Here is a 25106-nt window from a genome sequence, read left to right on the forward strand (position 1 = left end):
CGGAGACAGCTCCGAACGGTCGGACGATACGCTTGTGCCAGTCAAAAATAATCTTTTAAGTCAAGGCTGTGCCGAAGTCAAGCTCAGGCACAGCCTCTTTTATTTAATCTCAACTGGAGAGAGCCCCATTTTCTTTGCTATATCAAGCATATAGGCATAAGCCTCATCGTATTCATTCTGTATCTTTCCATCAAGAATAGCCTCCTTGATTGCCTCTTTGATCACACCCACTTCTTTCGAGGGAGAAAGATTATAGAGTTGCATTATCATCTCTCCTGTGATAGGGGACTTGAAATTCCGAATCCGATCTTTCTCTTCAACCTCCACCAGCTTCTGCCTTACAATGGCAAAGTTTCGGAGATACTTCTCCACCTTTTTGGGGTTCTTGCTGGAGATATCGGCTTCGCAGAGCGTCATGAGATCGTCTATGTGATCTCCTGCATCAAACAACAATCGTCTTATAGCAGAATCCGTAACTCCCTCATCCGCAAGCTGCGAAGGTCTCATATGAAGAAATACAAGTTTCTGAACATACTTCATTTTATCGTTCAGGGGGAGTTTTATTCGCTTGAATATCTTCGGAATCATTCTCGCACCCTCTATATTATGGTTGTGAAAGCTCCATCCGAAACCTTTCTCATAACGCTTTGTTTTCGGTTTGGCTATATCATGGAACAGCCCAGCCAATCTCAGGTAAAGGTCAGACGTAACATTCGCAATGTTATCCAACACAATAAGGGAGTGGCTGAAGTTTTCCTTATGCCCCACCCCGTCTATTGTCTCCGCTCCTTTCAGCAAAACAAGTTCGGGAAGATAGTAAGAGAGCAGCCCCGTGTCCATCATCAGCTCCAGCCCCAAAGAGGGACGAGGAGAGAGAATAATCTTCTTGAACTCATCCGAAATCCGTTCCATAGAGATAATCTCTATACGTTCATGCTTGCGAACAATGGACTCCAACACTTCCGGAACCACTACAAAGTCGAGTTGCGTAGCAAAGCGGATAGCTCTCATCATCCTGAGAGGATCATCTTCAAATGTTGCATCCGGATTTTGGGGTGTTCTGATGAGTCTGTTCTCTACATCCTTCAAGCCATCGAACGGATCTATAAACGCTCCGAAACTCTCCTTGTTCAGAGATATAGCCATTGCATTTATGGTAAGATCGCGACGGATAAGATCATCTTCCAGCGTTCCATCTTCCACTATCGGCTTACGGCTATCGCTTCGGTAGCTCTCCTTCCGTGCTCCGACAAACTCTACCTCATACCCTTTATATTTAATCTGTGCCGTCCCAAAATTCTTGAAAACCGAGAGCGAACACTTCTTACCAAAATTCTTCTTGAGTGCCTGAGCCAGTTCGATGCCGTTCCCGACACAGACAATATCTATATCCTTGGAAGGGCGATGCATAACAATGTCTCTGACGAAACCTCCAATAATGTAAGTTTCCAGCCCTAACTCATCGGTACATCGGGCTATTGCCTCAAAGATACCATCACTCAATGCTGCCTCTATATCCGCTTTCAACGATTCGGGTATAGAGCGAAAAGAGAGATCCGGTCTATTTAGTTCCGTTGCTGTCAAACTCATCTGTCAGATCTGTATATTCATCAAACAAGAAGTCGTTGTAGGGATATCTGAGCGTATGCAGCTCTTTGACTCTGTCATAAATCCGACTTCTAAACTCCTCCAATCCTTCTCCACTCTTAGCCGATATAAACAATACATCCGCTCCGAGATTTTTCAACCATGTCTGCTTGATATCTTCAAGACAGATATTCTCTTTGGTCTCCGGAGTAAGATCATCTTCATCTTTCTGAACAAAGGAGAAAGCATCTATCTTATTAAAGACCATAATTGTAGGCTTACGTTCCTCCTTCAAAATTTCGGAAAGAGTAGACTCTACCACAGCTATATGATCCTCAAAAGATGGATGAGAAACATCCACAACGTGCAGGATAAGATCTGCTTCCCGAACTTCATCGAGAGTGGATTTGAAAGACTCTATGAGCTGAGTAGGAAGTTTACGAATAAATCCGACCGTATCCGAAAGAAGAAATGGAAGGTTACGAATGATCACCTTTCTAACGGTGGTATCCAAAGTGGCAAAGAGCTTATTTTCAGCAAAAACATCGCTTTTGCTCACCACATTCATTATTGTGGATTTCCCGACATTGGTATATCCCACGAGAGCAACCCTGATAAGTTGAGCACGATTCTTTCTCTGTACGCTCATCTGCCTGTCTATGGTCTGCAGATCTCGTTTCAGCTTTGCTATTTTATCCAATATGATACGCCTGTCTGTCTCAAGCTGAGTTTCTCCGGGCCCGCGCATTCCGACACCTCCACGCTGACGCTCCAAGTGTGTCCAGAGACCGGTAAGGCGTGGCAACATATAGTTGTACTGCGCCAACTCTACTTGAGTCTTGGCGTGTGCTGTTCGAGCACGAGCGGCAAAGATGTCCAATATCAGACTTGTACGGTCCAAGATCTTGACCTTTAGCTCTTTTTCGATGTTTCGCATCTGCTTCGGACCGAGTTCGTCATCGAATATTACCACTCCGATCTCTCCCTCTTGTGCCTCTATGTACATCTTGATCTCCTCCAGCTTTCCCTTTCCCACGAAAGTTGCCGGCTGCGGATGATCCAACCGTTGAGTAAACCTCATGACGGGTTCTACTCCGGCCGTCTGTGCCAAAAAAGCCAGTTCGTCCAAATATTCGGTTATTTCACTCTCTGTCTGTTCAGGCAGAATTAAACCAACAAGGACAGCCTTCTCGGATTCTGTGTCGGTTATGATAAAGTCTTTCATCTATTGGATCTACTTTTCTCCTATAAAAGAGTTTTTATGTTCTCTATTAAAAATGTAAGCGCAACGGAGTTGAAGCCTCCCTCCGGAATGATAAGATGCGCGTATCTCTTCGATGGCTCCACAAACTCATCGTGCATCGGCTTTACAGTGGAGAAATATTGGGTCAAAACCGAATCCATATCTCTCCCCCTCTCTTGCACATCACGAACAAGCCTTCTTCCCAAACGCACATCAGCGTCTGTATCGACAAAAATTTTGATATCCATTAAGTCCCGAAGCTGTTTATTCTCCAAAATCAAAATGCCATCCAGTATGATCACTCTTGCCGGCTTTACCAAGACGGTTTCGGACATTCTGTTGTGCTCTTTAAACGAATAGACCGGACGACGCACAGGAATACCGCTTTTAAGCAGGCGGATATGCTGTATAAGCATGTCTGTATCGAAAGAGGAGGGATGATCATAGTTTTGCTTTACGCGCTCTTCCATGGTAAGATCATCATTGGCTTTATAGTAATAGTCATGGCTGATTATCACCACCGACTCATCACTAAAGGCTTCAAGAAGTCTGTTCACAAGAGTGGACTTTCCCGAAGCCGAACCTCCTGCCACTCCTATTACGGTTGTATTGTTATGTTTATCCATCATACAGCTACTTTCGTGACTTTTATCTTATCCGACAAAGGTAAAAAAAAAGAAAAGCGTACACAATTCAAACCATTTGCCAGCCGCCCCGGTTAGTTTTATCTACGGTAGAAAACTTATTCTTAACCTGTTTACAAGAAATATTAAAGCCGGATAAATAATCGTGTAATGCCTGATAACTCTGCAATTCAAGACTTGATTTCTACCTCTCATGCTTTGATTCTTATGTTTCAAGCCTTGATTTGCACAAATCGAGCCTCGATTTACACCTCTGAATACGATAAACAATATCTGTGAACAGGTATAAGATCTTTTCTAAACCCGTCTACAAAAAGAAAGAAGTCTTCTTAAAGAAAAAAGAGTCATTACAGACAAACAAAAAAGGCTAAAGATAACTATCTCATGGAGCAGCTCTTCAACCTTCAGTTTGTTGCTTTACAACAACTCTATCTTACGTAGAGAAGTGGGCAGTGATGGATTCGAACCACCGAAGACGAACGTCAGCTGAGTTACAGTCAGCCCCATTTGGCCACTCTGGAAACTGCCCAATGTACAAATAGTAGAGGCATTATGCTTCGTCTCCCCTATTTGCCCCGCAAAGGTAGAATATTTCTCCGATTTAGCCAAACAGCTTTGCCATTTGTATGGCTGTTATTCCGGCTTCCACACCCTTGTTTCCATGCTTTCCTCCGGCTCTTTCTTCTGCCTGTTCCATATTGTCCGTTGTAAGGACACCAAATATTACCGGGATAGAAGAGTGCATATTCAGAGACGCCAATCCGTTTGCCACAGCATCGGATATAAATGTAAAGTGAGGCGTTTCCCCTTGAATGACACAGCCTATGGCTATGACAGCATCATACTTCTCCATTCGTACAAGAGAAGCAGAAGAGTGAACAAGTTCAAATGTACCCGGCACATAGAAGACATCTATGTCTTGACTCTCCACTCCATGCTCCTTTAGAGCAGATATTGCCCCATCAAGAAGTGCATAGGTAATATTGGAATTCCATCTTGCGACAGTGATAGCGATCTTTAAGCCTCCCGCAAAAGGGACTGATTTGGGGTCATAAGAAGAAAGATTCTGATTCTTTGTTGCCATAAATGTTTTAGTTTGTGAGCTGCCATTCCACCTCAATTATTCGTTGAAAAGAGTCTCATCTTATGTTCAAAGCATTTTATGAGATCCGGAGGTAAAGAATAAGCAAAATAGAAGCCTGCATTCCTCTTTCTGTGTAAGAAATGCAGGCCTTTATCGGTTTATAATTCTACGTTGTTTGTAAAATACTCTTCTGTCTGTCGGGGCTTATCTTGCAATGTAGCGTTCGTTTACCACATTCCAGTCGATAATGCTCCAAACGGCGTCTATATGGTCTGCTCTCTTGTTTTCATAATCCAAGTAGTAAGCATGTTCCCAAACATCAATTCCCATAAGAGGAATCAGGTTGTCCACCACAGGGTTGCTACCGTTCTTATCTTGAGTAATAACAAGCTTACCATCCTTATCGCAAGCAAGCCATGCCCAGCCTGAACCGAAAAGAGTAGTTGCTTTTGTCTTAAACTCTGCCTTGAATGCGTCAAAAGATCCCCATGTAGCATCTATCGCAGCACCCAATTCTCCCTTAGGGTTTTCACCTCCATTAGGAGAAAACTGTGTGAAATAGAGGTTGTGATTCAAGATCTGTCCTGCATTGTTGAAGATACCACCATCGGAAGACTTCACGATCTCGATAAGCTCTTTACCTTCCAATCCGGAGCCCGGAAGCAGCTTGTTAAGATTGTCTACATAGGCTTGAAGGTGCTTGCCATGGTGTAGTTCTACTGTGCGCTTGCTTATTGCAGGAGCCAATGCATCTGTTGCATAAGGCAGTTTCAAAAGTTCAAATACCATACTATCTTGTGTTTTTGTGTTAATAATTTCAGAGTCGGCAGCTGCCGTGATCTCTGTGTTGTTTTTGGTTTCTCCTGTTTCTTCTTCGACCGCTTTCTGTGAACAGCTAAAAAGAGATGTTCCAAGCAGAAAGAATGCACAAGAGAACGTAAAAATCCTTCTCATTTGGCTTAATGTTTTATATAGAACTCGTGCCTTCGATTTTCCGTATGCAAATATAATAAAAAAAACGATGCGAGCCTTATTTATAAACAATTGAGCCATAAAACAATCTCTCAGCCACCTCCTCACAAAGAGAGAAATAATGGCTGAGAGATCGGATCAGATTACAAGCTCAACTTTATACCGGCAAAGATGCTTCTTGGTGATTTAGGACCATAAACATAAGCCGAAGCACGGTTTGGACCTTCATCGAAGTCTTTTTGGTAAGCATTCAAAAGATTGTTGATACCGAAGTTTACTTCCATATCCGTAGATCCGAATGCAAACTTATACGCTACTTTCGTGTTCAAAGCAAAGAACGGAGAGGTAAAGACAATCTTATTTTCTCCATCATTGGTGATATAAACACCTTCCTTGTCTCCGTGTTCGTGAGGAACATACATAGAGCCGGTGAAGTCTCCGGTAAGGTTAAATGAAAATCTGTCTGTCGGTGTCAAACTCCACACAAAGTATCCGTATTGATTCGGAGTTCTCATAAACTCTTTCTTCTTATCCACATCTTCTATTGCACGTTGCGGACGATCGAACAAGCTGCGCTGAACAGTATAACCCAACTGAAGTGATGTCAGCTTTTTGTAAGCTAATCTCATTTCAAAGTTGGCACCATAAACAGAAGCATTTACCTTGTGCCCGTCTTCATCGACATTCTGTACATAGGTATAATCCTCTTTTTCTACGGCAACAAACTTATTGAAAATTCTGGTGTAGAACCCTTCCAACATCAAATTGAGAGAGATATTGTCCGAAAGTGTTGTATAGTAATCCACAGAACCGGTAAAGCTATTAGAGCGCTCTTCTCTGAGGTCCGGAGACAATATACGAGGCTTTCCTTCTCCATTGGCAAAAGCTACGTGCAACTCTTCTTCAAAGTATGCAGGGGCACGGAAACCTTCTGCGTAAGAAAGACGAATATTGATATCTTCCGTAGGATTATAGCGTAGTGTGGCACGAGGAGTAAGAATATCAAGAGTGCTCAGTCCTAACTTCGCATGCTTCTCATCCGTTGATAATCCTACGTGATCGTAACGCAAGCCCAAAAGGAAACCGAGCTTGTCATTCTTCCACTCGTTTTGAGCAAAAAGACTGGAAGTGCGAGTGTGCTGTCCTATTGCCAATGGTCTGTTTCCACTGCTGTCATTAAGTCTGTTGTATGTATATTCTCCTCCAACAGTCAATGCTGAAGGCATGAAAAGAAGCTTTTGAAAATTGTGTACATATTGCAATCCCATTTGGGCTGTAAGGTCTTTAGTCAATCCATAAGCTCCTAATCCTTTTGCTGCATCTTCGGGAGAAATAGGATTGGATCCTACCAAGTTGTCCGGAGTAACAGGGCCTCCACCATAATAGCTACGGCGAAGTGTGTGGCTTACCGCTCCAAAAGCAGTGATAAAACCTGCTCCATCCGCAACATATTGATCCAAACGAAGAATACCTGTATGAATATTGTGCTTCAAGCTTTCAGCAATATTTGCTTCATGTTCCGGCTTTTCCAAGTTGTTACCACCGCGTCTGTCTTCTTGTGTATAGAAATAGTCAAGAGAAAGTTTTCCCTGATGCCAAGGATTCAAAAATGCAGAAGTACCGACGGTAACACTTTTCAACTTTGGAAGTTCGGAATATCCATCTTGGCCATCCTTTGTTCCCAAGTCCTTGTCCGCCTTTACCAAGCTTCCGGGACGTACAACATCTATACCCTCTCTCTCTTTCATACGACCATATACGGAAATACCGCTTTGGAGATCCGGAGAGACAACGGATGAGAAAAAGTTTGCATTGTGCATAGGCTTAGTCCAATTGTCTTGATACAGCTCTGTGTTGTAAGAGACAGTAGTCATATTCCTACTTGGTGCCTTCGTAATAATATTTATTGTACCGCCGATGGCGCTGGATCCAAAAATGGCAGAACCACCACCACGCACTACTTCCACTCTATCGATCATCTCTGTTGGGAACATTTCCAAGCCATAAACTCCTGCCAGTGAGCTAAAAATACTTCTGGAGTTGATAACTACTTGTGAATATGGTCCGTCCAATCCGTTGATTCTAACTTGATTAAAACCGCAGTTTTGACAGTTGTCTTCAACTCTTACACCGGGATTAAACTTCAATGCTTGATCCAAGTTGACAGAAGCGGTTGCCTCAAAAAGCTTAGCGTCTGTTACATTTACTAATACAGGAGCCTGCCTGCGCTTTGTTTCTGTCCTGTTGGCAGAGACCACGACTTCGTCTATATTAAATACAGAAGGTTCAAGAGCCAATATAATTTCGCTCTTCTTCGTTACATCATAGTCAAACTCTTGAGTCTTATAACCCATTAGGACTATACGAAGTTTACCTTGAGGGCGATGAAGCTCCTCCATTACGAATGTTCCATCCTTCTTCGCAGATGCACCATCGCTTGATCCCACTACTCTAACAACAACGTATGGCAATGGTTTTTGTGTGGATGCATCTATAACTTTCCCCGAAAGCTTATAATGCTTGTGGGGAGCCTGCTCTACCACCGAAGTAGTAGAAACATTTGCCTGAGCCACGGGCAATGAAACGAGTAAGGCTCCAAGTAAAAATGAAATTTTCTTCATGAGTTCTTTCTCTATTATAAATGTTTATTGTTTGATGTCAGTAAGTTTCGCAAATTTCAATGTTTTGTTCAATATGGGCAATACCTTTTTTTAGTGAATTTATAGCCTTAAAACATAGTAACATTATAACAAAGAAAAGACCCAATCCATAACTTGGACCAGGTCTTCTACTTAGTTGCGGAGGCAGGATTCGAACCTACGACCTTTGGGTTATGAGCCCAACGAGCTGCCACTGCTCCACTCCGCGATTTCGTTTTGCGTTGCAAAGGTAGAAAGAAATTCTCAAACTACCAAATCTTCTAACTCTGCAACCATGCTTCAACCATTTTTCTTCCTTGCGGAGTCATAATAGATTCAGGATGAAATTGTACTCCCCATATTTTAAACTTTGCATGAGATAAAACTGCTATATTCCCCTCATCATCAAGAGCATCCACGGAAAAATATTTTGGCAAACTTTCTTTGGCGGCAACCCATGAATGGTATCTACCAACCCCAATAGGGAGATCCAAATGAGCCAAAAGAAGAGAATCTTTATTGAGTATCTGTAATATCCCGGTATGCCCATGCTTTGGAGAGGTAAGACATTCAAGTTTACCGCCTAAAGCCAAGACCATAGCTTGCAATCCGAGACAGACACCCAATATAGAATGAGTTGGAGCAAAGGTTCGTATCACTTCTAAAAGTCTATCATACTCTTGAGGTAATCCCGGACCAGGAGAAAGCAAAATGTGGGTATGAGTGGAAAACAAGTGCCATGAGGAAGAGAGATCTTCTTCATTTACTATTGTGTAGTCGCATATTCCGGACTCTCTCACAATCTGTACTAAGTTGTACACAAATGAGTCATGATGATTGATAATAAGAACTCTAATTTGCTTCATAGCTATTTTTGCCCCAAAAATACACTATATTTGCATACCAAGCAAGGTATAGAGAGCATGATGACAGAGATATCTTACAATTCTCTTATAGAAGAGATGAACAGATTGGGAGCCACGAATACTCCCTTTATTTTTGCTGTTAATTTTGAGAAATCTGCAGGTTTGATCCTACCTCATCCTAATAAACAAACGGATGTTCTATACTCTATTCAGAAGTACTCTAACTATCCTAACGCTTTTGAAAAATGTCCTTTGACTCTAAAAGCAATCCCGGAGTCGTTAGAAAGTTATACCAAACGCTTTAATAGAGTGATGGAAGGATTGATGAGAGGAGATACATTTCTTACTAATTTGACCGTAAGAACACCCATATCTTTACCTCATTCTCTGAAGGAGGTCTTTGTATATTCCAAGGCAAAATACAAGATGTATGTTCCTGACAAGTGGGTATGCTTCTCTCCGGAAACATTTATTTCAATAGATGAACATGGAAAAATCTCTGCTCATCCGATGAAGGGGACGATAGATGCGACTATTCCCAATGCCAAGGAGGTGATTTTATCTGACTATAAAGAGACTGCAGAGCATCATACAATTGTCGATCTTATCCGGAATGACTTAAATATGGTTGCATATAATGTAAAAGTAGAACACTTTAGATACATAGATAAGATAATATCTCCTCAAGGAGAGCTATTACAAGTAAGTTCAACCATAACCGGGACTTTATCTCCAAACTGGAAAGAGAGCATTGGAGATATTATAGACACTCTTCTTCCTGCCGGTTCCATATCGGGAGCTCCTAAAGAGGCTACTCTGCAAATCATACGTGAGGCAGAACAGCAAACAAGAGGATATTATACCGGAATTATGGGAATGTTTAACGGAGAAACGATGGATACAGGAGTAATAATCCGTTATATAGAGAAAGAGGGAGGGAGTCTCTTCTTCAGGAGTGGAGGAGGTATTACAATTAACTCTGTTGTAGAAAACGAATATCGCGAAATTATTCAAAAAATCTATATCCCCCATGTTTAACGGATCTGCCCCACTTTTTATTGAAACATTATCCATTCGTGGTGGAGTAGTGAATAACTTAGAGTTCCATCAAGAAAGAATGTACGCAACAGGGGTAGCTCATCACTTCTCTCCCCCATCATGGGAGGAAATAAAAGAAAGATTAGATACAGATGTGGTTTTGTCTGATCCTACCTCTCTATATAAGTGTACTATAACGTATAGAGAAACGATTAAGCAGATATCTCTATCAAAATATAGCACAAGAAAAATAGAAAGACTTATACCTGTTTATGTAAAAGATCTATCTTGGTACAACTTCAAATATGCCAATAGAGAATCCTTTGAAAATCTAAAAGAAGGATTACAGCCAAACGATGAAATCATCATTGTTACACCTGATGGATTTATATCTGACACGAGCTATACCAATATTGTAATAGAGAAGTCCGGTATTTATAAAACTCCGTCAACTCCTCTACTTAAAGGGACTCAAAGAGCATCCCTACTAAAAAAAGGAGTAATACAAGAGGCTAAAATTACTCTGGAAGATATATATATACCTTGTACTATCCACTTAATCAATGCCCTAATGCCATTAGGCACTCTCTCTTTACGGAATACTTCTATTACACAATAGAAGAGATTTATTACTCTGTCTCATAACCTCAAATGGTACTTAAAGTAAGTCTGTAACGGAATCAAAAAAATGCGAGAAAAGAGGTTTCAAGCTCCTTTCTCGCATCATTTTTTTTTACGAGAAGATCCTCTATGGATCTTTATTACCTTAGTTTATCTTCTTGATAATTTCCATTCCCTTCTTAATGGCCTCCTCATTCATCGGAATAAGTTTGTGGTGTCTTTCAGGAAGAGATTTCTTAAGTCCCAAGGTGATGTGTTGCAAATCCACAATAGGAGCAACTTTCAAAAGACCTCCAAGAATAATCATATTGAAAACCTTATCATTCGCCATCTCTACGGAAGCCTTAACTCCTTCTACAAGATAAATATTGATATCATCTCTTTTAGGAGGTACGGGGATAGAGTTATCATCATAAATCAAGATACCTCCCGGCTTTACCGAATTCAAAAACTTATCCAATGAAGGTTGATTCAACACTACTACAATATCATAGGAGTTAAGAATAGGAGAGCTTACCTTATCATCACTCACTATAACGGTAACATTGGCTGTACCACCACGTTGTTCCGGACCATAAGCAGGCATCCAAGAAACCTCTTTTCCTCCCATAAGTCCAGAGTAAGCCAATATTTTACCCATTGATAGTACACCCTGTCCGCCAAAGCCGGCTATTAGTATTTCACAAGTCATGGTTCGTATTCTTTTAGTATAGTTAAGTACTCTGTTTTTCCTCTACCAATTTTACTCATTCTTAAGGTCTCCGAGAGGATACATTGGGAACATATTCTCTTCCATCCATTCATTGGATTTTGCAGGAGAAAGTTTCCAACCAGAGTTACAAGTAGATACCACCTCTACGATAGAAGTTCCTTTGCCATCGAGAGAGTTTTGGAACGCTTTCTTTATGGCAGCTTTTGTCTTACGCACATTAGCCGGTTTATGAACAGCCTGACGTGTTACATAGCAAGTACCATCAAGCTGAGCAAGAAGATTTCCTATCTTAAGCGGATAACCATTCATTTCAACAGTACGCCCTTGCGGAGAGGTAGCTGTTTTCATTCCGGGAAGTGTGGTAGGTGCCATCTGCCCTCCGGTCATACCATAAATACCATTATTGATAAATATTATGGCAATATTCTCGCCTCTGTTCGCAGCATGAATAGTTTCAGCTGTACCGATAGCTGCCAAGTCCCCATCCCCTTGATATGTAAACACAAGTTTTTCCGGCATAAGTCTCTTTATCGCCGTTGCCAAGGCAGGAGCTCTACCATGAGCGGCCTCTTGCCAGTCAATATCAATATAGCGATAGGCAAACACAGCACATCCAACCGGTGCTATACCGATTGTTTTATCTGCGTAGCCCATTTCCTCTAAAACTTCAGCTACAAGTTTGTGTACCACTCCATGACTACAACCGGGGCAATAGTGCATAGTGGTATCATTGAGAAGTGTCGGTTTTTTATAGACCAAGTTCTCAGGCTTGATTATATCTTGAATATTCATTGTGGTATATATTTCAGATGAAGTTACGAATAATATATTGGAAAATCCTGACAAAGACAGCTGTAAAACCGGTGGTGAAAAAGAAGAGTCTTTGTTCCGGTACTGCAAAGTACAAAACTAAAGTAGCCAAAACCAAAATATAAAATACTATTGTAAGTATGCTATACAACTTCTTCATTCCAATACTTATCAAAGCTTCCTTTGTGACGAATTCAAATTCTCCAACCTTCTTAATATTTATGCCTTTGGAAAGCGTTCCTTAAGAGCTTCAAAGATTTCAACAGGAGAGAATATCATTCCTCCCTGACGACCGGTATGGTAAACAGGAACCTTACCATTAACGGCAAGTCTTACATCCTCTACCATCTGACCAGCATTCAACTCTGCAGATAAAAATCCCTTACAACGATCCGCCAATTCTGAAATAATCTTTGAAGGGAAAGGCCACAAAGTTATAGGTCTTACCAAACCAACTTTATATCCATTTTCACGTGCAATTTCAAGAGCCTTTCCTGCTATACGACTAGCTGATCCAAACGCTACTATAATATAGTCAGCATCTTCACATTGAGTAAGTTCGTAACGCACTTCATTCTTCTCTATCGCTTCATACTTAGCTTGAAGGCGATGATTATTCTCCTCCATCACTTTAGGATCAAGCTCCAAAGAGGTAATAATATTAGGCTTATTGCGTGTATTACCCACAGTAGCCCATGGATATTTTTCACGAATTTCCTCTTCTGTCATACGCTCACGTTGCGGAGGAAGAACAACCTTCTCCATCATCTGACCGATAACGCCATCAGATAGAATGATAGCAGGATTACGATATTTGAATGCAAGATCAAACCCAAGAGCCACAAAATCAGCCATTTCTTGCACAGAATTCGGAGCAAGCGTTATGAGTCTGTAATCCCCATGTCCACCACCTTTGACTGTTTGAAAGTAGTCGGCTTGACTGGGCTGAATAGTACCAAGACCAGGACCTCCACGCATTACATTCAAAAGAAGACATGGGAGCTCAGCTCCTGCAATGTACGAAATACCTTCTTGCTTCAAACTCATACCAGGGCTTGAAGAAGATGTCATTACTCGCTTACCACAACCAGCTCCTCCATAGACCATATTAATAGCAGCAACTTCACTTTCTGCTTGAAGTACCACCATACCGGTAGTTTCCCATGGAGCATCATCCATGAGAGTTTCCATTACCTCACTCTGAGGTGTAATAGGGTATCCAAAATACCCATCGCAACCATACCTTACAGCTGCCTTGGCAATGGCTTCATTGCCTTTCATCAATTGAATATCTTGTTGAGACATATCTTTTTCGTTTCTTTTTGTTCTATAGATACAGCAAAAAGTATTCTATTTCCGAATATTTTTGCCACAAATCATCCTTCCACTTTCATTCTGTAAACGGTAATACACCCGTCTGGACATACTAAACCACAATTAGAACATCCGATGCAATTATCCGGATTTTCCATATAAGCATAGTGATATCCCTTGCTATTCACCTCATGAGGTTGTAGAGAAAGTGTTGATGTTGGACAAGAAACTACACAAAGATTGCAACCCTTACACCTTTGCTCATTCACCACCACGGCGCCTTTGATTTTTGCCATATCAAGCGTGATTTAAGATTTAAATTTATTGTTGTTTATGTAATAGTAATTCGATCTCTCTTTATTATATCTTGAAATCCATTCAAAGGTAGGAATTTTAGTTGATATTTTTCTCCATTTCTTGTTTTTAACACTAAATTTGCAGATAGTTATCTACACCTATTGCTCTAAAAAAAGCCTAACCATCACATTGTCAAATATTTTAAGCAGATCACACACAATAGCATTAAATAGGTATTATACAAATGACAAAGACAAGCAAATCCACTGCAAGAATTAATTACAAATACCTATATTTGGGTATATCAAATATCTTTCATACATTTGCAGCATAAACAAAAAACAACCGGTATTACTATTACAAAAACATTTAGTTATGGCTTATTTGATTAATGGAAATTGTATTGCTTGCGGTACTTGTATGGCAGAGTGTCCTACCGACTCTATCTCCGAAGGCGATATCTACGTAATTGATCCTGATACTTGCGTAGATTGTGGTGCTTGTGCAGCCGTTTGCCCTACAGAAAGTATCGAACAACAATAATAGCCCATAGAGATATTGGGCTTAGATGAGTGTTGATATATACCCGCTTTTCTTGCAGAAAAGCGGGTATATTGTTTTTATGGCTTTGGAGACTAAAGGCTATAAAACGTTACACAAAGAGAGAAGACAGACTCATTTAATAAAGCCTAAAAATATAAATTCCCTACTCTGTCGGAGCAATCTTTGTTTCTTTTCTCAGAAATAACGTATCTTCATTGTTCAGATTTTCTTCTTACCAAAGTTTCCAACAAAAAAAACAGACAAAAATGCAATCATGGCAGGTATTTACATACATGTTCCGTTTTGTAGTAAGAAATGTTCCTACTGTGACTTCTATTCTGTAGTCAGTAAGAGCTACATAACTCAATATATTCATTCTCTCCTATTCGAGATAAAAGGTAGGGCGAGAGAGTATAATGAGCTATTGGGTTCCCAAGATAAAATAGAAACCATATACATAGGAGGAGGGACTCCTTCTCTCCTTTCTAATGCTTATATTGCCACTATAATAGAAACTCTACGCAAACATTTCAAGGTCTCATCTGAAGCAGAGATCACGATGGAAGTAAATCCGGAATCGGTAAGTAAGAAAAATCTTCCAGAGTACCGAAATATTGGTATCAATAGAGTAAGTATGGGAGTACAGAGTTTTAATGACCAACTATTAAAATCCATTTCCCGAAGCCACACCTCTATTGAGGCCATCCATGCGATTGACATCATAAAAGGATCAGGAATAGAAAATCTATCTATTGACCTTATTTATGGTCTTCCCGATCAAACATTAAAAATATGGATAAAAGATTTGGATACACTTTTCAGTCTTGATATACCACATTTGTCTGCTTATCATCTGATTTATGAAGAAGGAACTCCCATGTGGTATTTTAGAAAAAGAGGAAAAGTTCAAGAGACTCCGGAAGAAACAAGTATTGAAATGGCCAAATACCTATACATTTCCACAGAGTTTCACGGACTAATTCCTTATGAAATCTCTGCTTTTGCAAAAAAAGGATTTGAAAGCAAGCACAATAGTGCGTATTGGTTAGGAAAACCTTATTTAGCCTTTGGTCCATCAGCACATGGTTATATTCACCCTTATCGTTGGTCCGTATCCCCCTCCATTGTAAAATACATTCAAAATCCTCTATCTGAAGATATACGACACACAGAGATTATCTCTCATGAGGAGTCTATGGAAGAGTATATATTAACTCGAATGCGAACTCTTCAACATGGAATATCTCTTGACTATATCTATAAGGAGTATGGAAAAACTTCTTATGATAGAGTTAAGCACGTAATAGATAAAAAGATTTCTTGTGGTCTTATCCGAGAACTCCCCAATAATCATTATGCTCTCACATACGATGGAATACTACTTATGGATGCTATAATATTAGAAATGGTTTCGGAGTAAGTATTCTGGTAAGATCGTTCATTTACAAAAGAATCCTCAAAAGAAATATAGCCGTAGACCTTCTTATCTACGGCTATATTTTGCTGTACCCAGACCCGGGGTCGAACCGGGATGGAAGTGAATCCACTGGTGTTTGAGACCAGCGCGTCTACCGATTCCGCCATCTGGGCATCTTTGTCTTATTGCGTTGCAAAGTTAGTATTATTATTGAAAACTGCAATAGATATACACTAAAAACAATAACAATTCTGCTGTTTTATTCATTCTCAATCTCTTTAAGAAGATTACGAATGGCATCTTCAAGTATATCTATCACATGATCAAACCCGTCTGCTCCTCCATAGTATGGATCCGGGACATGATCAAAAGCTCTATCCGAACTACAAAAATCTGTTAGCATCTTTATCTTCTTGCTCTCCTCTTCAGTGCAAGCCAAAGAAAGTAAGTAATCTCTGTTGGAATGATCCATAGCCAAAATCAAGTCAAACTTTTCAAAATCCGAATACCTTACTTTTCTTGATATGGAATCGACGTTATACCCTCTTTTATTTCCATGAAATATCATTCTGGGATCTGCCTTTTCTCCCTCATGATATCCGGCAGTTCCGGCAGAATCTATCACATACTCATAACGTGTACTTCTCGACTCCAAAAACTTCTTAGTCACGGCTTCCGCAGCAGCAGAACGACAGATATTACCAAGACAGACAAATAAAATACACTTTTTCGGTTTATTGTTTTGTTTCATATTATTTTATCATAAGACTACCATACAGGGTCCACATCGTAAAAGACTCTCAAGTTCGACGAAGGTCTATTAAGAGCATACACGCTATTCTGTATCCGTACCATCATCTGTTTGACGTCCTGTATGGGAAATTGTACCGGCACCTTTACCCATATTCTAAACCCTATGGAAGCATTTACTTTTTTTACCGGGAATGGAGCAGGGCCCAAAGTAGTGCAATCTGATAAGTTAGATACCAGCATGGATATCATCTCACGAGTATATGCCAATGCTTCCTTCCGATCCTTACTTTCCACAGATATAGAAATCATTCGAGAAAAAGGCGGATACAACAGAGAATATCTCTCTTTCAAAGCCACAGCGGTAAAGCTTTCATGATCTGATCTTAGGACATTATCTATAACCGGATGATGTGGATTGAAAGTTTGAATTACAACTCTCTTCAAATGCTTTGGAGTATATCTCCATTCGTACATACACTGAAAGACTCTTTCTTCTGCCCGAAAGTCTGGTCTTGCAAACAAAATATCAAGATTGGTTACAGCAATACAATCGGCTCCATGAAGTAGAGCAAATGAAGGACGACCCTTTGGAGAAAGAATGATGTCTGCGTCTTCCCATCCGAAATTAGATTTAGAGTCCTCCACTCTAACAGGAACATTAGGATATAATTCTCTTACTTCATCTGCTAAACGCTCTATGCCTGTTCCTTCCTCTTTTAAGCTTTTTCCCTCACATTCTGCACATTTCTCCAGCTTTGGCTTGTGATATCCGCAAATAGCACAAACAAGTTCTCCTCCCTCCTTGTATATTTTAAGAGGAATCTTACAATCCGGGCAACTTTCCACATGACCACATCGAATACAACTTACACCCTTGGCATATCCGTATCTGTGGTGCAGAATAAGTACTTTTCCCGACTCTGACAAAGTCTTCTGTATAGCACTTTGCAGTTCAAAAGACAGAAGCCTGCCACTCACACGATTCTTATCAAAAGCCTCACGTAGATCTACAAGATCTACGCTACAATCCCTATTCTTTGAGGGATTCACATAATCGAAAGGGATCAGTCTGTATGTTCCCCTCTTTGCTTGTATGTAGCTTTCTAAAGATGGTGTTCTCGAACAAAGTAAAACATCTACTTCTTTTCCCATAAGGCGAGCCATCATAAGAGCAGTATGAACTGCAGAGTATCGTGGATTAGGTTCTATCTGCTTGTAAAAACTATCCTCTTCTCCCAGCACAATAATTCCTTTAAGAGAGGCAATAGGAAGAAGTACAACAGAACGAATGCCGACAAAAATATAACCTCCACTTCCCGATAGAGACTTATTCCAAACGGACTCCTTCTGCATTCCACTACTATTGGCATCATAGAGTTCTACTTTTTCCGGGAATAGTATCCGAAGGTATGGAAGAGCTTCGGATAGTAGTTCGGTAGAGGGATATAAAAGCAATATATTTCCCCCTGCTTCTATCTTCCCCTCTATCCAGTGAATAGGCAAGCTTGTGTATGGAGTGGAATAGTCAAACTCCCCATGTATCAACTGAATTTGGATATTCTGTGCGGATTGTTCCAAACATCTTCTCCATGCCTGTTGTGATTGTTTCAGCTCCTCTTCAGGAATAACAAGAGTATAAGAAGATACAGACGAGGCATCTACGATTCTTAGGAAGCCTGACTCAATTAGACTTTTAACAATTGCCGGAGAAGTATTGTACTTCTCAGCTATATAGCTACGAGTGAAATAACGGATATTTTTTTCTTCTCTGACAGCTGCAGCTACTCGAATCATCTGCTTACGTTTGGAATACCTCTGAAGAAATAGCTTCCACTCTTCTTCGGTATCAGAGAGCAATGCTCCCTTTGGAGAGGCTAAAAAAGGTTCTGAAACAGCAACTAATGTTCTGGTTCTATAGGTACGATTATCCAACTCCGACACATTCTCTTCCAATGAAGAGGGAAGACAAGCTCTCCAAACCTCTCCCATTGTACACATATAGTAAAGAGAAATCCATTCCCACAACTTTACTATGGATTGAGGTATCTTAGGAAGGGGGAAAACATCCGAGACATTCTTGTAGAAGATTCCCTCATGAGGAGGAAGCTCTCTTTTTTGTACAACAAGCCCGGTGTACAATATTTTTCCTACATAAACACGTACTATGGAGCCAATACCGATTCCCAATGTTTTCTCTTCCACCTTGTATGTGTATGGGGTAGGAACAAGTAGCGGGACTATGACATCTACATAATACATCTGTTGCAATTAACGAGGAGCTCTCGTATAAAGAAAAAATGCAACGGGAATAAATATAATATTAGGCAACCAAGCTCCCAAGGCAGGGGGTATAGCTCCCGAAGCAGAGTAGGTACTGAAAAATGTAAAGAGCAATATATATGTAAAGGTAAGGGCTAAACCTATTGCAATATTCAGTCCCATTCCTCCTTTAACCTTTCGAAGAGACAGTGTAGCTCCCATGATGGTCAATATAAATGCAGCCAAAATAGAAGCAAATCTCCGATGATACTCTATCTGAAATCTTTGAATACTTCCTAAGCCTCTATCTCTCTGTCTGTCTATATACCTTCCTAATGTTGCTGTGGTAAGTTGTTCGCTATCTTCATCGGACATCACCAGATCTGCGGGCGTTATTGGGATTATCGTGTCTTTGGCTGTACCTGTCGAGACCTTTTCGTAAAGCCCTTCAAAATCTCGTATCATATAGTCTGTAAGAGTCCAATGATAAAGAGAGTCATACGTAACCATCTGTGCAGTTAATCTCGACACCAATGTTTTTCCCTCGAATTTTTCCAAAGAGAAAAAGCCTCCGGAATTGTTGATAACATCAAAAGAAGAGAAAAATGCCAAGACTCCGGGAGCAACCTCTGCCTGCAGATTAGAGCCACGTACATTCTTTTTATCATCAATATATCTGTTCTGAAACTCTATTCTTACCACATTCAGCTTGGGCACGATATAGCTACTGAGCAAAAAAGTAGCAAATGCCAATACCGTTGCAGATATCATATAGGGTTTCATGATACGCTTTAAGCTCATCCCCGAAGACTGCATGGCTATGATCTCAGAGTTATTAGCCAGCTTGGAAGTAAAGAAGATAACGCTAAGGAAGATAAACAACGGAGCAAGCAGATTGGCATAGTATGGAATAAAAGCCATGTAATAGTTGAATACAATCTCACGCAAAGTGAGTTCCGGATTGGAAAACTCGGAGATCTTCTCCTGAATATCTATCACCACGATTATAGCCATGATGAGGGATATAATAAACAGAAACGTTCCGAGAAACTGCTTTATTATATATCTATCTAAGCGTGTCAATCCTATTTTACTCCAAAACTTTGCCATCGTGTATCTTCTTTATAGACGTCTCATAAGCACCGGAATCATCCTATCTTTCCATGCCTTAAATGTCCCTGCCAGGATCTGTTTTCTGGCTTCTCTTACCAAATCCAGATAGAAAGCCAGATTATGCACGGAAGCAATCTGGAAGCCTAACAACTCTTTGCTGTGAATAAGATGCCTCACATACGCCTTGGAGTACCTCTGATCCACATGAGAAGAGCCATTCGGATCGAGTGGAGAGAAATCGTCAGCCCACTTTTGGTTTCTCATGTTCATGGTTCCCTCCCACGTAAAGAGCATTCCGTTTCTACCATTTCTGGTAGGCATGATGCAGTCAAACATATCTACCCCTCTCTCTATTGCTTCCAATATATTTTCGGGAGTACCCACCCCCATCAGGTAGCGAGGCTTATCCTGAGGCAGCTCTTCATTTACTATCTCAATCATGTCGTACATAACCTCCGCAGGTTCCCCCACGGCAAGACCTCCGATAGCATTTCCATCTGCCCCATAGTCTGCCACTCTTTTGGCGGCATCCCGTCTAAGATCAGCGTAGGTACAGCCCTGCACAATAGGGAAAAGGCTCTGATTATAGCCATAATGCGGTTCTGTCTCGTTGAATCTCTTAAAACAGCGTTCAAGCCAACGCTCTGTCAGCCCAAGAGACTTCTTTGCATAAGCATAATCAGAAGTTCCGGGAGGACACTCATCAAAGGCCATGATAATATCTGCACCTATTAGTCTCTCTATGTCCATCACCTTTTCCGGAGTGAAAAGATGCTTTGAGCCATCCAGGTGAGAGCGAAACTCCACTCCCTCTTCCATAATCTTTCTTATCTCTGTAAGGGAAAAGACCTGAAAGCCGCCACTATCTGTAAGAATGGGTCCATCCCATGTTCCAAACTTGTGTAGCCCTCCGGCTTTGTAGAGGATATCCGTACCGGGTCTCAAATAGAGATGGTATGTGTTTCCAAGTATTATTTCCGCCCCTATATCTTCACGCAGTTCGTGCATATAGACAGCCTTAACACTGCCCAACGTACCCACAGGCATGAATATAGGGGTGTGAATATCTCCATGATCCGTATGCAGAACACCTACTCTGGCATTGCTGTTCGGATCTTTATATTGCAATTCATATTTCATTACCACAAAGGTATTACTTCTGTCTTTAATATCAAGAAGAGACAGGGCTAATCCTCATCCCACCAGTCGGAGAGATCCCCTACTCCCTTGAAGCGATCCAGCTCTCTTCTTTCCTTTTTAGTGGGTCGTCCCAACCCTCTTGAGCGATCCACAAAACCGGAAAGCTTATTCAGCTCCAATATTTCATACTCGCTTTCCGGTGTCAGATTCTCAAGATATTGGTCTACAAGCTTGGCTCCGACACGGCTATTCAGTAACGCTTTCACTCTGAAAGTGTAGGTTATCGGAGGCTTGCGTACCTTTATTATATCCCCCACCCTCACTATTGCAGAGGGCTTGGCGGGCTGATCTCTTAGCTCCACTCTATTCTTTTTGCACTCTTCTGCAGCAATAGAGCGTGTTTTATACACCCGAGTAGCCCAAAGCCACTTGTCTATTCTTCCGTCGCCGGAGTGTTCTTTGTCTGACATTCCTGCTTCACTGCTTTAGTGTTTACGTTATTCATTGCCCGCTCTATACCCATTAGGGCAAAAAGTTTTATCCCCTCACAGGCACGTTCTCCTATTTCGAGCAGAGCCTTTTCCTCTTCGGGAGTAAATTTATCAAGCACATAATCCACCTGCTCGCCTTTATGAAAATTATTGCCGATACCCACTCTCAGGCGAGCATACTTTTGAGATCCCAATATCTGGGCTATATGCTTCAGGCCATTATGACCTCCATCACTTCCCGATGGCTTCATTCTCAATGTTCCGAGCGGCAGAGAGAGATCGTCTGTAACGATAAGAAGATTTTCTACCGGGATATTCTCTTTCGTCATCCAGTATCTCACGGCATTTCCGCTCAGGTTCATGTAAGTAGATGGCTTTAGCAGAATGAGGATTTTATTCTTCACTCTAACCTGTGCCACTGCCCCATATCTATCATCCGAAAAGTCTGCGGCGAAGTCCGGAACCAACCCATTGACAACTCTAAAGCCGACATTGTGGCGAGTTCCCATATATTCCGCTCCGACATTTCCGAGTCCTACAACAAGGTATTTATTACTCATGCTTATCTATGTGTTTCCTTATGAGAAGTATTCAACATCTCACCTGCTATCTCTTCCAACTTATCGTACCACTCTTTTCCGAATCTTCTTATCAGCGGTTCTTTTAGAAACTGATAGACTCTCATATTTAGCTTTTTACCTTTCACCAATGCCGGCTTGCAGATTTCCCACTCGTGGTAGTTTACGGCGGTAAAAGAAGAGTATTCGGTCAGCCTTACGGGGTAGAGATGACAAGAAACAGGTTTATAGAACGATCGTTGCTTGTTTTCGGTGTAAGCCTTTTCAAAAGCGCAGCAACACCATCCGTTTTCTTCCGAGAGGGAAAAGACACAATCTCTACCACCTATGATGGAGGTAACGAGATCTCCATCGCTATCTCTGTAAGCAGGTCCGTTCTGTTCGAGATAGTTCAGATGTTTTTCCGGAAGATATTCCCGAACCACATCATAGCACTCTGCAATCTTTGGGAGTTCGTTCTCCTCCAAAGGAGCACCACTTTCTCCCTCTATGCAGCAAGCTCCTTTGCAAGCCTCCAGATCGCAGCAGAAATATGTTTCTATGACATCCCTGCTTACTATGGCTCCGTCTATCTCTATCACTGTATCTTTAATGTATTACAAATCGACCTCTTTCTTTAGAAACAAATATCTGCCTACAAGCTTTGAGACTTACAGGCAGATATTTCTATATGCTGAGCTACGCACAGCGGCAATAAAGATTACTTACCGGCTTTTGCGGCAGCACCTCTTGCAGCACGAGTAAGCTTAACTGCAGCTACAACGTTGTTCTTAGAGTTCATCAACTCAAGATTGTCAAAAGATAGCTGACCAATCTGCAATGTCTTGCCCAAGCCCAAGTTTGTTACATCAATAGAAAGGAATTCAGGAATGTTTTTGTAAAGTCCCTTCACACGGATTTTTCTCATCTCAAGGCTCAACTTACCACCGGCCTTAACACCTTCTGCGTGGCCTGTAAGCTTAACAGGAACATCTATCACAATAGGCTTAGCTTCTTCTATTTGAAGGAAGTCGATGTGAAGGATACGGTCTGTCACAGGGTGAAACTGTATATCCTTCAAGATACATGTAGTAGCCTTACCATCAATATTCATGTTTACCACGAAAATATCAGGAGAGTAGATGAGTTTACGTACTGCATCGTCAGTTACCACGATAGACTGATTAAAGTTTGCTCCGTATATTACAGCAGGAATGTTGTCTCCCTTACGGAGTTCCTTTGATGCCTTCTTTCCAAGGTCTTGACGTGCCGATGCACTTAGGTCAAATGTTTTCATTTCGTAAATTTAATTGTTGTGTTACTCAAAATTAGCGTTTCGCTAATTCCCCATCACACGTAGGGCTTTCGCAAAATCTGTGCAAAGATAATGCTTTTCCGTGAGAATGAAAAACATCATACGCCAGAACTTTCGGCTCGAACGAGATCTTAGAAACGTCTATATACCAGCATGGTACATCTTCTCAGGGATCATTTTTATTCTTAACACGATCATAAATACCTTTGAATACGTTTAGAAATGGCTCTGAAGCTTGATAATATTAGAAATCAAGACCTGAATCGGAGAAATCGAGACTTGAAAACCGGACATCAAACCGTGAGTTCCAAAAACCGAGACTTGATTTACCATACCGAACAGATTAAAAGAGAAATATAAACCTGTTTATTACAATATTCTAACAGGTTAAAAGAGAGTTCTAAAAGAGCTTTAGAAATCTCGCAATTCTTTCCCACTCTGCTCTATCTTCTCCCGAAAATGTCTCCCGGTAGCGTTGTACACTATCCACAGGTACTATAAGGTATCTGTTGGGACGACCGGTTCTTCTGGCAACAAACGTATAATGCTCTTTCCACTCCTCTATGGATATACGGTTTTGTCTGTCTATGCCGATCTGCATACTCAACATTTTTCCAAGCCGAGTGTATGGTTGATATTGGTTGCTTATGAAGTTTCCAAGAGAGTAAACCACCGGGACAGATTTTCCACCCGATGAAAGCAAAGTATCCGACGGCTGTACCACATGCGGATGCATTCCCACAATGGCATCTACACCGTTATCTGCAAGCCATTGAGCCTCTTTTTTCTGATCTCCACTTGGAGTGAGGCTATACTCTATACCCCAATGCATGGAGGCTATGATAAAGTCTGCTCCTAATGCTTTTACTTTTTCGAGATCGTTCTTAATGGCGATGGTATCTATCAAGTTTACTCTGACAGGCTCAAAGAATGGAATACCGTTAGTCCCGTAAGTGTATGCCAAGAAGGCAATCTTCACTCCCAATGTATCTATGACAAGAGGATTTCTCATACGATAATCCTCTTCCGAACGGAAAGAGCCCGTACTACGTATTCCCACACCATCCAATATATCAAGCGTTCTGATCACTCCTTTATTACCCCTATCGCACGTATGATTATTAGCAGTAGTAAGGATATCCACACCGACATCCCTAAGATCCGAAGCCAAAATATCGGGACTGCTGAATGTAGGATAGCCGGTATAAGGCTCTCCTCCAAAGGTTGTTTCAAGATTTCCAATGACCAAGTCAGCACCCTTGAAATAGGAAGACACCGCATCGAATACAGGCTTAAAGTCATGCTTTTTCTGTTTCCCATCCCAAGCTGCGTCTACTTGAGGTTTATGGCTCATTATGTCTCCGAGAAAGAGGAAACGAAGCCGGCGATATTCGGGAATAGAATCTTGTTCTTTTTTTTCTGCAGAATGTTCCCTGCCCTTTGCTGTTCCACCACAAGAAAGAAGAAGAAAAAAAAGAAACACGATCCCTACAACCGGATTGATTTTTTTGAAAACGTTTTTTGTCATTGGAAGAATAAGCGGTTTTATCAAATGATATATTTTCTCTTTATATGGGGTTGTTATTTCGGATATAGCCTGTTCGGTGCTGTTGAGAATGCCCATTTGGTAGCAAAGATAAGTGAGTTAGAGTGAAGCACAAGCATATCAGATTGTTTATTTCTACACTTTT

24 protein-coding genes and 3 tRNA genes are annotated in these 25106 nt (G+C 41.0%); 4 read left to right on the top strand and 23 right to left on the bottom strand.

Going from position 1 to position 25106, the window contains the following annotated elements; all coding sequences use genetic code 11:
• Positions 1–99: 99 nt before the first annotated feature.
• The 9 genes from HQ39_RS03355 to HQ39_RS03395 form a co-directional block, all read right to left on the bottom strand.
• Positions 100–1590 carry a CCA tRNA nucleotidyltransferase gene (locus HQ39_RS03355; protein ID WP_081965368.1) on the bottom strand — a complete coding sequence of 497 codons (1491 nt, stop codon included), beginning with the start codon at positions 1588–1590 and terminating at the stop codon, positions 100–102.
• The gene (gene hflX, locus HQ39_RS03360) at positions 1562–2812 is read right to left on the bottom strand and encodes a GTPase HflX (protein WP_036863730.1); all 1251 of its coding nucleotides are present in this window, start codon (positions 2810–2812) and stop codon (positions 1562–1564) included. The genes HQ39_RS03355 and hflX overlap by 29 nt, the downstream gene beginning before the upstream one ends.
• 20 nt (positions 2813–2832) lie before the next feature.
• The gene (udk, locus tag HQ39_RS03365) at positions 2833–3459 is read right to left on the bottom strand and encodes a uridine kinase (RefSeq protein WP_369794002.1); all 627 of its coding nucleotides are present in this window, start codon (positions 3457–3459) and stop codon (positions 2833–2835) included.
• 461 nt (positions 3460–3920) lie between these two features.
• Positions 3921–4003: transfer RNA gene (locus HQ39_RS03370), tRNA-Tyr, on the bottom strand.
• 72 nt (positions 4004–4075) lie between these two features.
• Positions 4076–4558, bottom strand: coding sequence for a 6,7-dimethyl-8-ribityllumazine synthase (gene ribH, locus HQ39_RS03375; RefSeq protein WP_036863733.1), 483 nt, complete (start codon positions 4556–4558; stop codon positions 4076–4078).
• Positions 4559–4762: 204 nt separating this feature from the next.
• Positions 4763–5347: a superoxide dismutase gene (locus tag HQ39_RS03380; protein WP_036863874.1), complete on the bottom strand. Its 585-nt coding sequence runs from the start codon at positions 5345–5347 to the stop codon at positions 4763–4765.
• Positions 5348–5673: 326 nt separating this feature from the next.
• Positions 5674–8151: a TonB-dependent receptor gene (locus tag HQ39_RS03385; protein WP_036863735.1), complete on the bottom strand. Its 2478-nt coding sequence runs from the start codon at positions 8149–8151 to the stop codon at positions 5674–5676.
• A gap of 175 nt (positions 8152–8326) precedes the next feature.
• Positions 8327–8398: transfer RNA gene (locus HQ39_RS03390), tRNA-Met, on the bottom strand.
• A gap of 52 nt (positions 8399–8450) precedes the next feature.
• Entirely contained in the window at positions 8451–9035 is a 585-nt protein-coding gene (locus tag HQ39_RS03395) for an anthranilate synthase component II (protein WP_052079401.1), read from the bottom strand.
• A 60-nt stretch (positions 9036–9095) separates the two neighbouring features.
• On the opposite strand from HQ39_RS03395, the gene HQ39_RS03400 reads away from it, so the two are divergent.
• Both HQ39_RS03400 and HQ39_RS03405 read left to right on the top strand, forming a co-directional pair.
• Positions 9096–10073, top strand: coding sequence for an aminodeoxychorismate synthase component I (locus HQ39_RS03400; RefSeq protein WP_036863879.1), 978 nt, complete (start codon positions 9096–9098; stop codon positions 10071–10073).
• Positions 10066–10692: an aminotransferase class IV gene (locus HQ39_RS03405; protein WP_036788837.1), complete on the top strand. Its 627-nt coding sequence runs from the start codon at positions 10066–10068 to the stop codon at positions 10690–10692. Before HQ39_RS03400 ends, HQ39_RS03405 begins: the two co-directional genes overlap by 8 nt.
• A 147-nt stretch (positions 10693–10839) precedes the next feature.
• On the opposite strand, the gene HQ39_RS03410 is transcribed toward HQ39_RS03405, so the two are convergent.
• The 4 genes from HQ39_RS03410 to HQ39_RS09385 all read right to left on the bottom strand — a co-directional run bounded on the left by HQ39_RS03410 (position 10840) and on the right by HQ39_RS09385 (position 13826).
• Entirely contained in the window at positions 10840–11385 is a 546-nt protein-coding gene (locus HQ39_RS03410) for a 2-oxoacid:acceptor oxidoreductase family protein (RefSeq protein WP_036788835.1), read from the bottom strand.
• Positions 11386–11436: 51 nt separating this feature from the next.
• Positions 11437–12198: a thiamine pyrophosphate-dependent enzyme gene (locus HQ39_RS03415; RefSeq protein WP_036788833.1), complete on the bottom strand. Its 762-nt coding sequence runs from the start codon at positions 12196–12198 to the stop codon at positions 11437–11439.
• A gap of 237 nt (positions 12199–12435) precedes the next feature.
• On the bottom strand, positions 12436–13521 hold the full coding sequence (locus tag HQ39_RS03420; protein ID WP_036863738.1) for a 3-methyl-2-oxobutanoate dehydrogenase subunit VorB: 1086 nt from the start codon (positions 13519–13521) through the stop codon (positions 12436–12438).
• 71 nt (positions 13522–13592) lie between these two features.
• Positions 13593–13826, bottom strand: coding sequence for a 4Fe-4S binding protein (locus HQ39_RS09385; RefSeq protein ID WP_081964510.1), 234 nt, complete (start codon positions 13824–13826; stop codon positions 13593–13595).
• A 376-nt stretch (positions 13827–14202) separates the two neighbouring features.
• Between HQ39_RS09385 and HQ39_RS09390 the strand changes: the two genes are divergently transcribed.
• Positions 14203–14370, top strand: coding sequence for a DUF362 domain-containing protein (locus HQ39_RS09390; protein ID WP_081964509.1), 168 nt, complete (start codon positions 14203–14205; stop codon positions 14368–14370).
• Between the two features lie 274 nt (positions 14371–14644).
• Positions 14645–15790 carry a radical SAM family heme chaperone HemW gene (hemW, locus tag HQ39_RS03425; protein ID WP_036863741.1) on the top strand — a complete coding sequence of 382 codons (1146 nt, stop codon included), beginning with the start codon at positions 14645–14647 and terminating at the stop codon, positions 15788–15790.
• A gap of 86 nt (positions 15791–15876) precedes the next feature.
• On the opposite strand, the gene HQ39_RS03430 is transcribed toward hemW, so the two are convergent.
• From HQ39_RS03430 to HQ39_RS03475, 10 genes are all read right to left on the bottom strand, one after another.
• A tRNA-Leu gene (locus HQ39_RS03430) sits at positions 15877–15960 on the bottom strand.
• Between the two features lie 86 nt (positions 15961–16046).
• A complete protein-coding gene (locus tag HQ39_RS03435) occupies positions 16047–16538 on the bottom strand; it encodes a low molecular weight protein-tyrosine-phosphatase (RefSeq protein ID WP_036863744.1) in 492 nt (163 codons plus the stop codon).
• Between the two features lie 17 nt (positions 16539–16555).
• Positions 16556–18799: a primosomal protein N' gene (gene priA, locus HQ39_RS03440; protein WP_036863746.1), complete on the bottom strand. Its 2244-nt coding sequence runs from the start codon at positions 18797–18799 to the stop codon at positions 16556–16558.
• A 9-nt stretch (positions 18800–18808) separates the two neighbouring features.
• On the bottom strand, positions 18809–19909 hold the full coding sequence (locus tag HQ39_RS03445; RefSeq protein WP_036846084.1) for an LptF/LptG family permease: 1101 nt from the start codon (positions 19907–19909) through the stop codon (positions 18809–18811).
• Between the two features lie 12 nt (positions 19910–19921).
• Entirely contained in the window at positions 19922–21052 is a 1131-nt protein-coding gene (gene tgt, locus HQ39_RS03450) for a tRNA guanosine(34) transglycosylase Tgt (RefSeq protein WP_036863749.1), read from the bottom strand.
• A 47-nt stretch (positions 21053–21099) separates the two neighbouring features.
• A complete protein-coding gene (locus tag HQ39_RS03455; protein WP_036788820.1) occupies positions 21100–21522 on the bottom strand; it encodes an RNA-binding S4 domain-containing protein in 423 nt (140 codons plus the stop codon).
• Positions 21486–22103, bottom strand: coding sequence for an aminoacyl-tRNA hydrolase (pth, locus tag HQ39_RS03460; protein ID WP_052079402.1), 618 nt, complete (start codon positions 22101–22103; stop codon positions 21486–21488). Before pth ends, HQ39_RS03455 begins: the two co-directional genes overlap by 37 nt.
• A 2-nt stretch (positions 22104–22105) precedes the next feature.
• Positions 22106–22702 (bottom strand): DUF3109 family protein, encoded by a 597-nt coding sequence (locus HQ39_RS03465; protein ID WP_036863751.1) that lies wholly within the window; start codon positions 22700–22702, stop codon positions 22106–22108.
• A 119-nt stretch (positions 22703–22821) separates the two neighbouring features.
• Positions 22822–23397: a 50S ribosomal protein L25/general stress protein Ctc gene (locus HQ39_RS03470; protein ID WP_036863755.1), complete on the bottom strand. Its 576-nt coding sequence runs from the start codon at positions 23395–23397 to the stop codon at positions 22822–22824.
• 418 nt (positions 23398–23815) lie between these two features.
• Positions 23816–25039, bottom strand: a complete 1224-nt coding sequence (locus tag HQ39_RS03475) for a CapA family protein (protein WP_081965369.1) — start codon at positions 25037–25039, stop codon at positions 23816–23818.
• Between the last annotated feature and the right edge of the window lie 67 nt (positions 25040–25106).

The sequence above is a fragment of the Porphyromonas sp. COT-108 OH2963 genome, from assembly GCF_000768895.1.
Taxonomy (GTDB): domain Bacteria; phylum Bacteroidota; class Bacteroidia; order Bacteroidales; family Porphyromonadaceae; genus Porphyromonas_A; species Porphyromonas_A canoris.

Bases quoted from the DNA above. Each gene is read 5' to 3' on its own strand.
- udk (WP_369794002.1), bottom strand. From the start codon at position 3,459: ATGATGGATAAACATAACAATACAACCGTAATAGGAGTGGCAGGAGGT.
- HQ39_RS03455 (WP_036788820.1), bottom strand. From the start codon at position 21,522: ATGTCAGACAAAGAACACTCCGGCGACGGAAGAATAGACAAGTGGCTT.
- hflX (WP_036863730.1), bottom strand. From the start codon at position 2,812: ATGAAAGACTTTATCATAACCGACACAGAATCCGAGAAGGCTGTCCTT.
- HQ39_RS03410 (WP_036788835.1), bottom strand. From the start codon at position 11,385: ATGACTTGTGAAATACTAATAGCCGGCTTTGGCGGACAGGGTGTACTA.
- HQ39_RS03405 (WP_036788837.1), top strand. From the start codon at position 10,066: ATGTTTAACGGATCTGCCCCACTTTTTATTGAAACATTATCCATTCGT.
- HQ39_RS03420 (WP_036863738.1), bottom strand. From the start codon at position 13,521: ATGTCTCAACAAGATATTCAATTGATGAAAGGCAATGAAGCCATTGCC.
- hemW (WP_036863741.1), top strand. From the start codon at position 14,645: ATGGCAGGTATTTACATACATGTTCCGTTTTGTAGTAAGAAATGTTCC.
- HQ39_RS03415 (WP_036788833.1), bottom strand. From the start codon at position 12,198: ATGAATATTCAAGATATAATCAAGCCTGAGAACTTGGTCTATAAAAAA.
- HQ39_RS09390 (WP_081964509.1), top strand. From the start codon at position 14,203: ATGGCTTATTTGATTAATGGAAATTGTATTGCTTGCGGTACTTGTATG.
- HQ39_RS03435 (WP_036863744.1), bottom strand. From the start codon at position 16,538: ATGAAACAAAACAATAAACCGAAAAAGTGTATTTTATTTGTCTGTCTT.
- priA (WP_036863746.1), bottom strand. From the start codon at position 18,799: ATGTATTATGTAGATGTCATAGTCCCGCTACTTGTTCCTACCCCATAC.
- HQ39_RS03400 (WP_036863879.1), top strand. From the start codon at position 9,096: ATGACAGAGATATCTTACAATTCTCTTATAGAAGAGATGAACAGATTG.
- HQ39_RS03470 (WP_036863755.1), bottom strand. From the start codon at position 23,397: ATGAAAACATTTGACCTAAGTGCATCGGCACGTCAAGACCTTGGAAAG.
- HQ39_RS03395 (WP_052079401.1), bottom strand. From the start codon at position 9,035: ATGAAGCAAATTAGAGTTCTTATTATCAATCATCATGACTCATTTGTG.
- ribH (WP_036863733.1), bottom strand. From the start codon at position 4,558: ATGGCAACAAAGAATCAGAATCTTTCTTCTTATGACCCCAAATCAGTC.
- pth (WP_052079402.1), bottom strand. From the start codon at position 22,103: ATGAGTAATAAATACCTTGTTGTAGGACTCGGAAATGTCGGAGCGGAA.
- HQ39_RS03380 (WP_036863874.1), bottom strand. From the start codon at position 5,347: ATGGTATTTGAACTTTTGAAACTGCCTTATGCAACAGATGCATTGGCT.
- HQ39_RS03355 (WP_081965368.1), bottom strand. From the start codon at position 1,590: ATGAGTTTGACAGCAACGGAACTAAATAGACCGGATCTCTCTTTTCGC.
- HQ39_RS03475 (WP_081965369.1), bottom strand. From the start codon at position 25,039: ATGGGCATTCTCAACAGCACCGAACAGGCTATATCCGAAATAACAACC.
- HQ39_RS09385 (WP_081964510.1), bottom strand. From the start codon at position 13,826: ATGGCAAAAATCAAAGGCGCCGTGGTGGTGAATGAGCAAAGGTGTAAG.
- HQ39_RS03445 (WP_036846084.1), bottom strand. From the start codon at position 19,909: ATGGCAAAGTTTTGGAGTAAAATAGGATTGACACGCTTAGATAGATAT.
- HQ39_RS03385 (WP_036863735.1), bottom strand. From the start codon at position 8,151: ATGAAGAAAATTTCATTTTTACTTGGAGCCTTACTCGTTTCATTGCCC.
- tgt (WP_036863749.1), bottom strand. From the start codon at position 21,052: ATGAAATATGAATTGCAATATAAAGATCCGAACAGCAATGCCAGAGTA.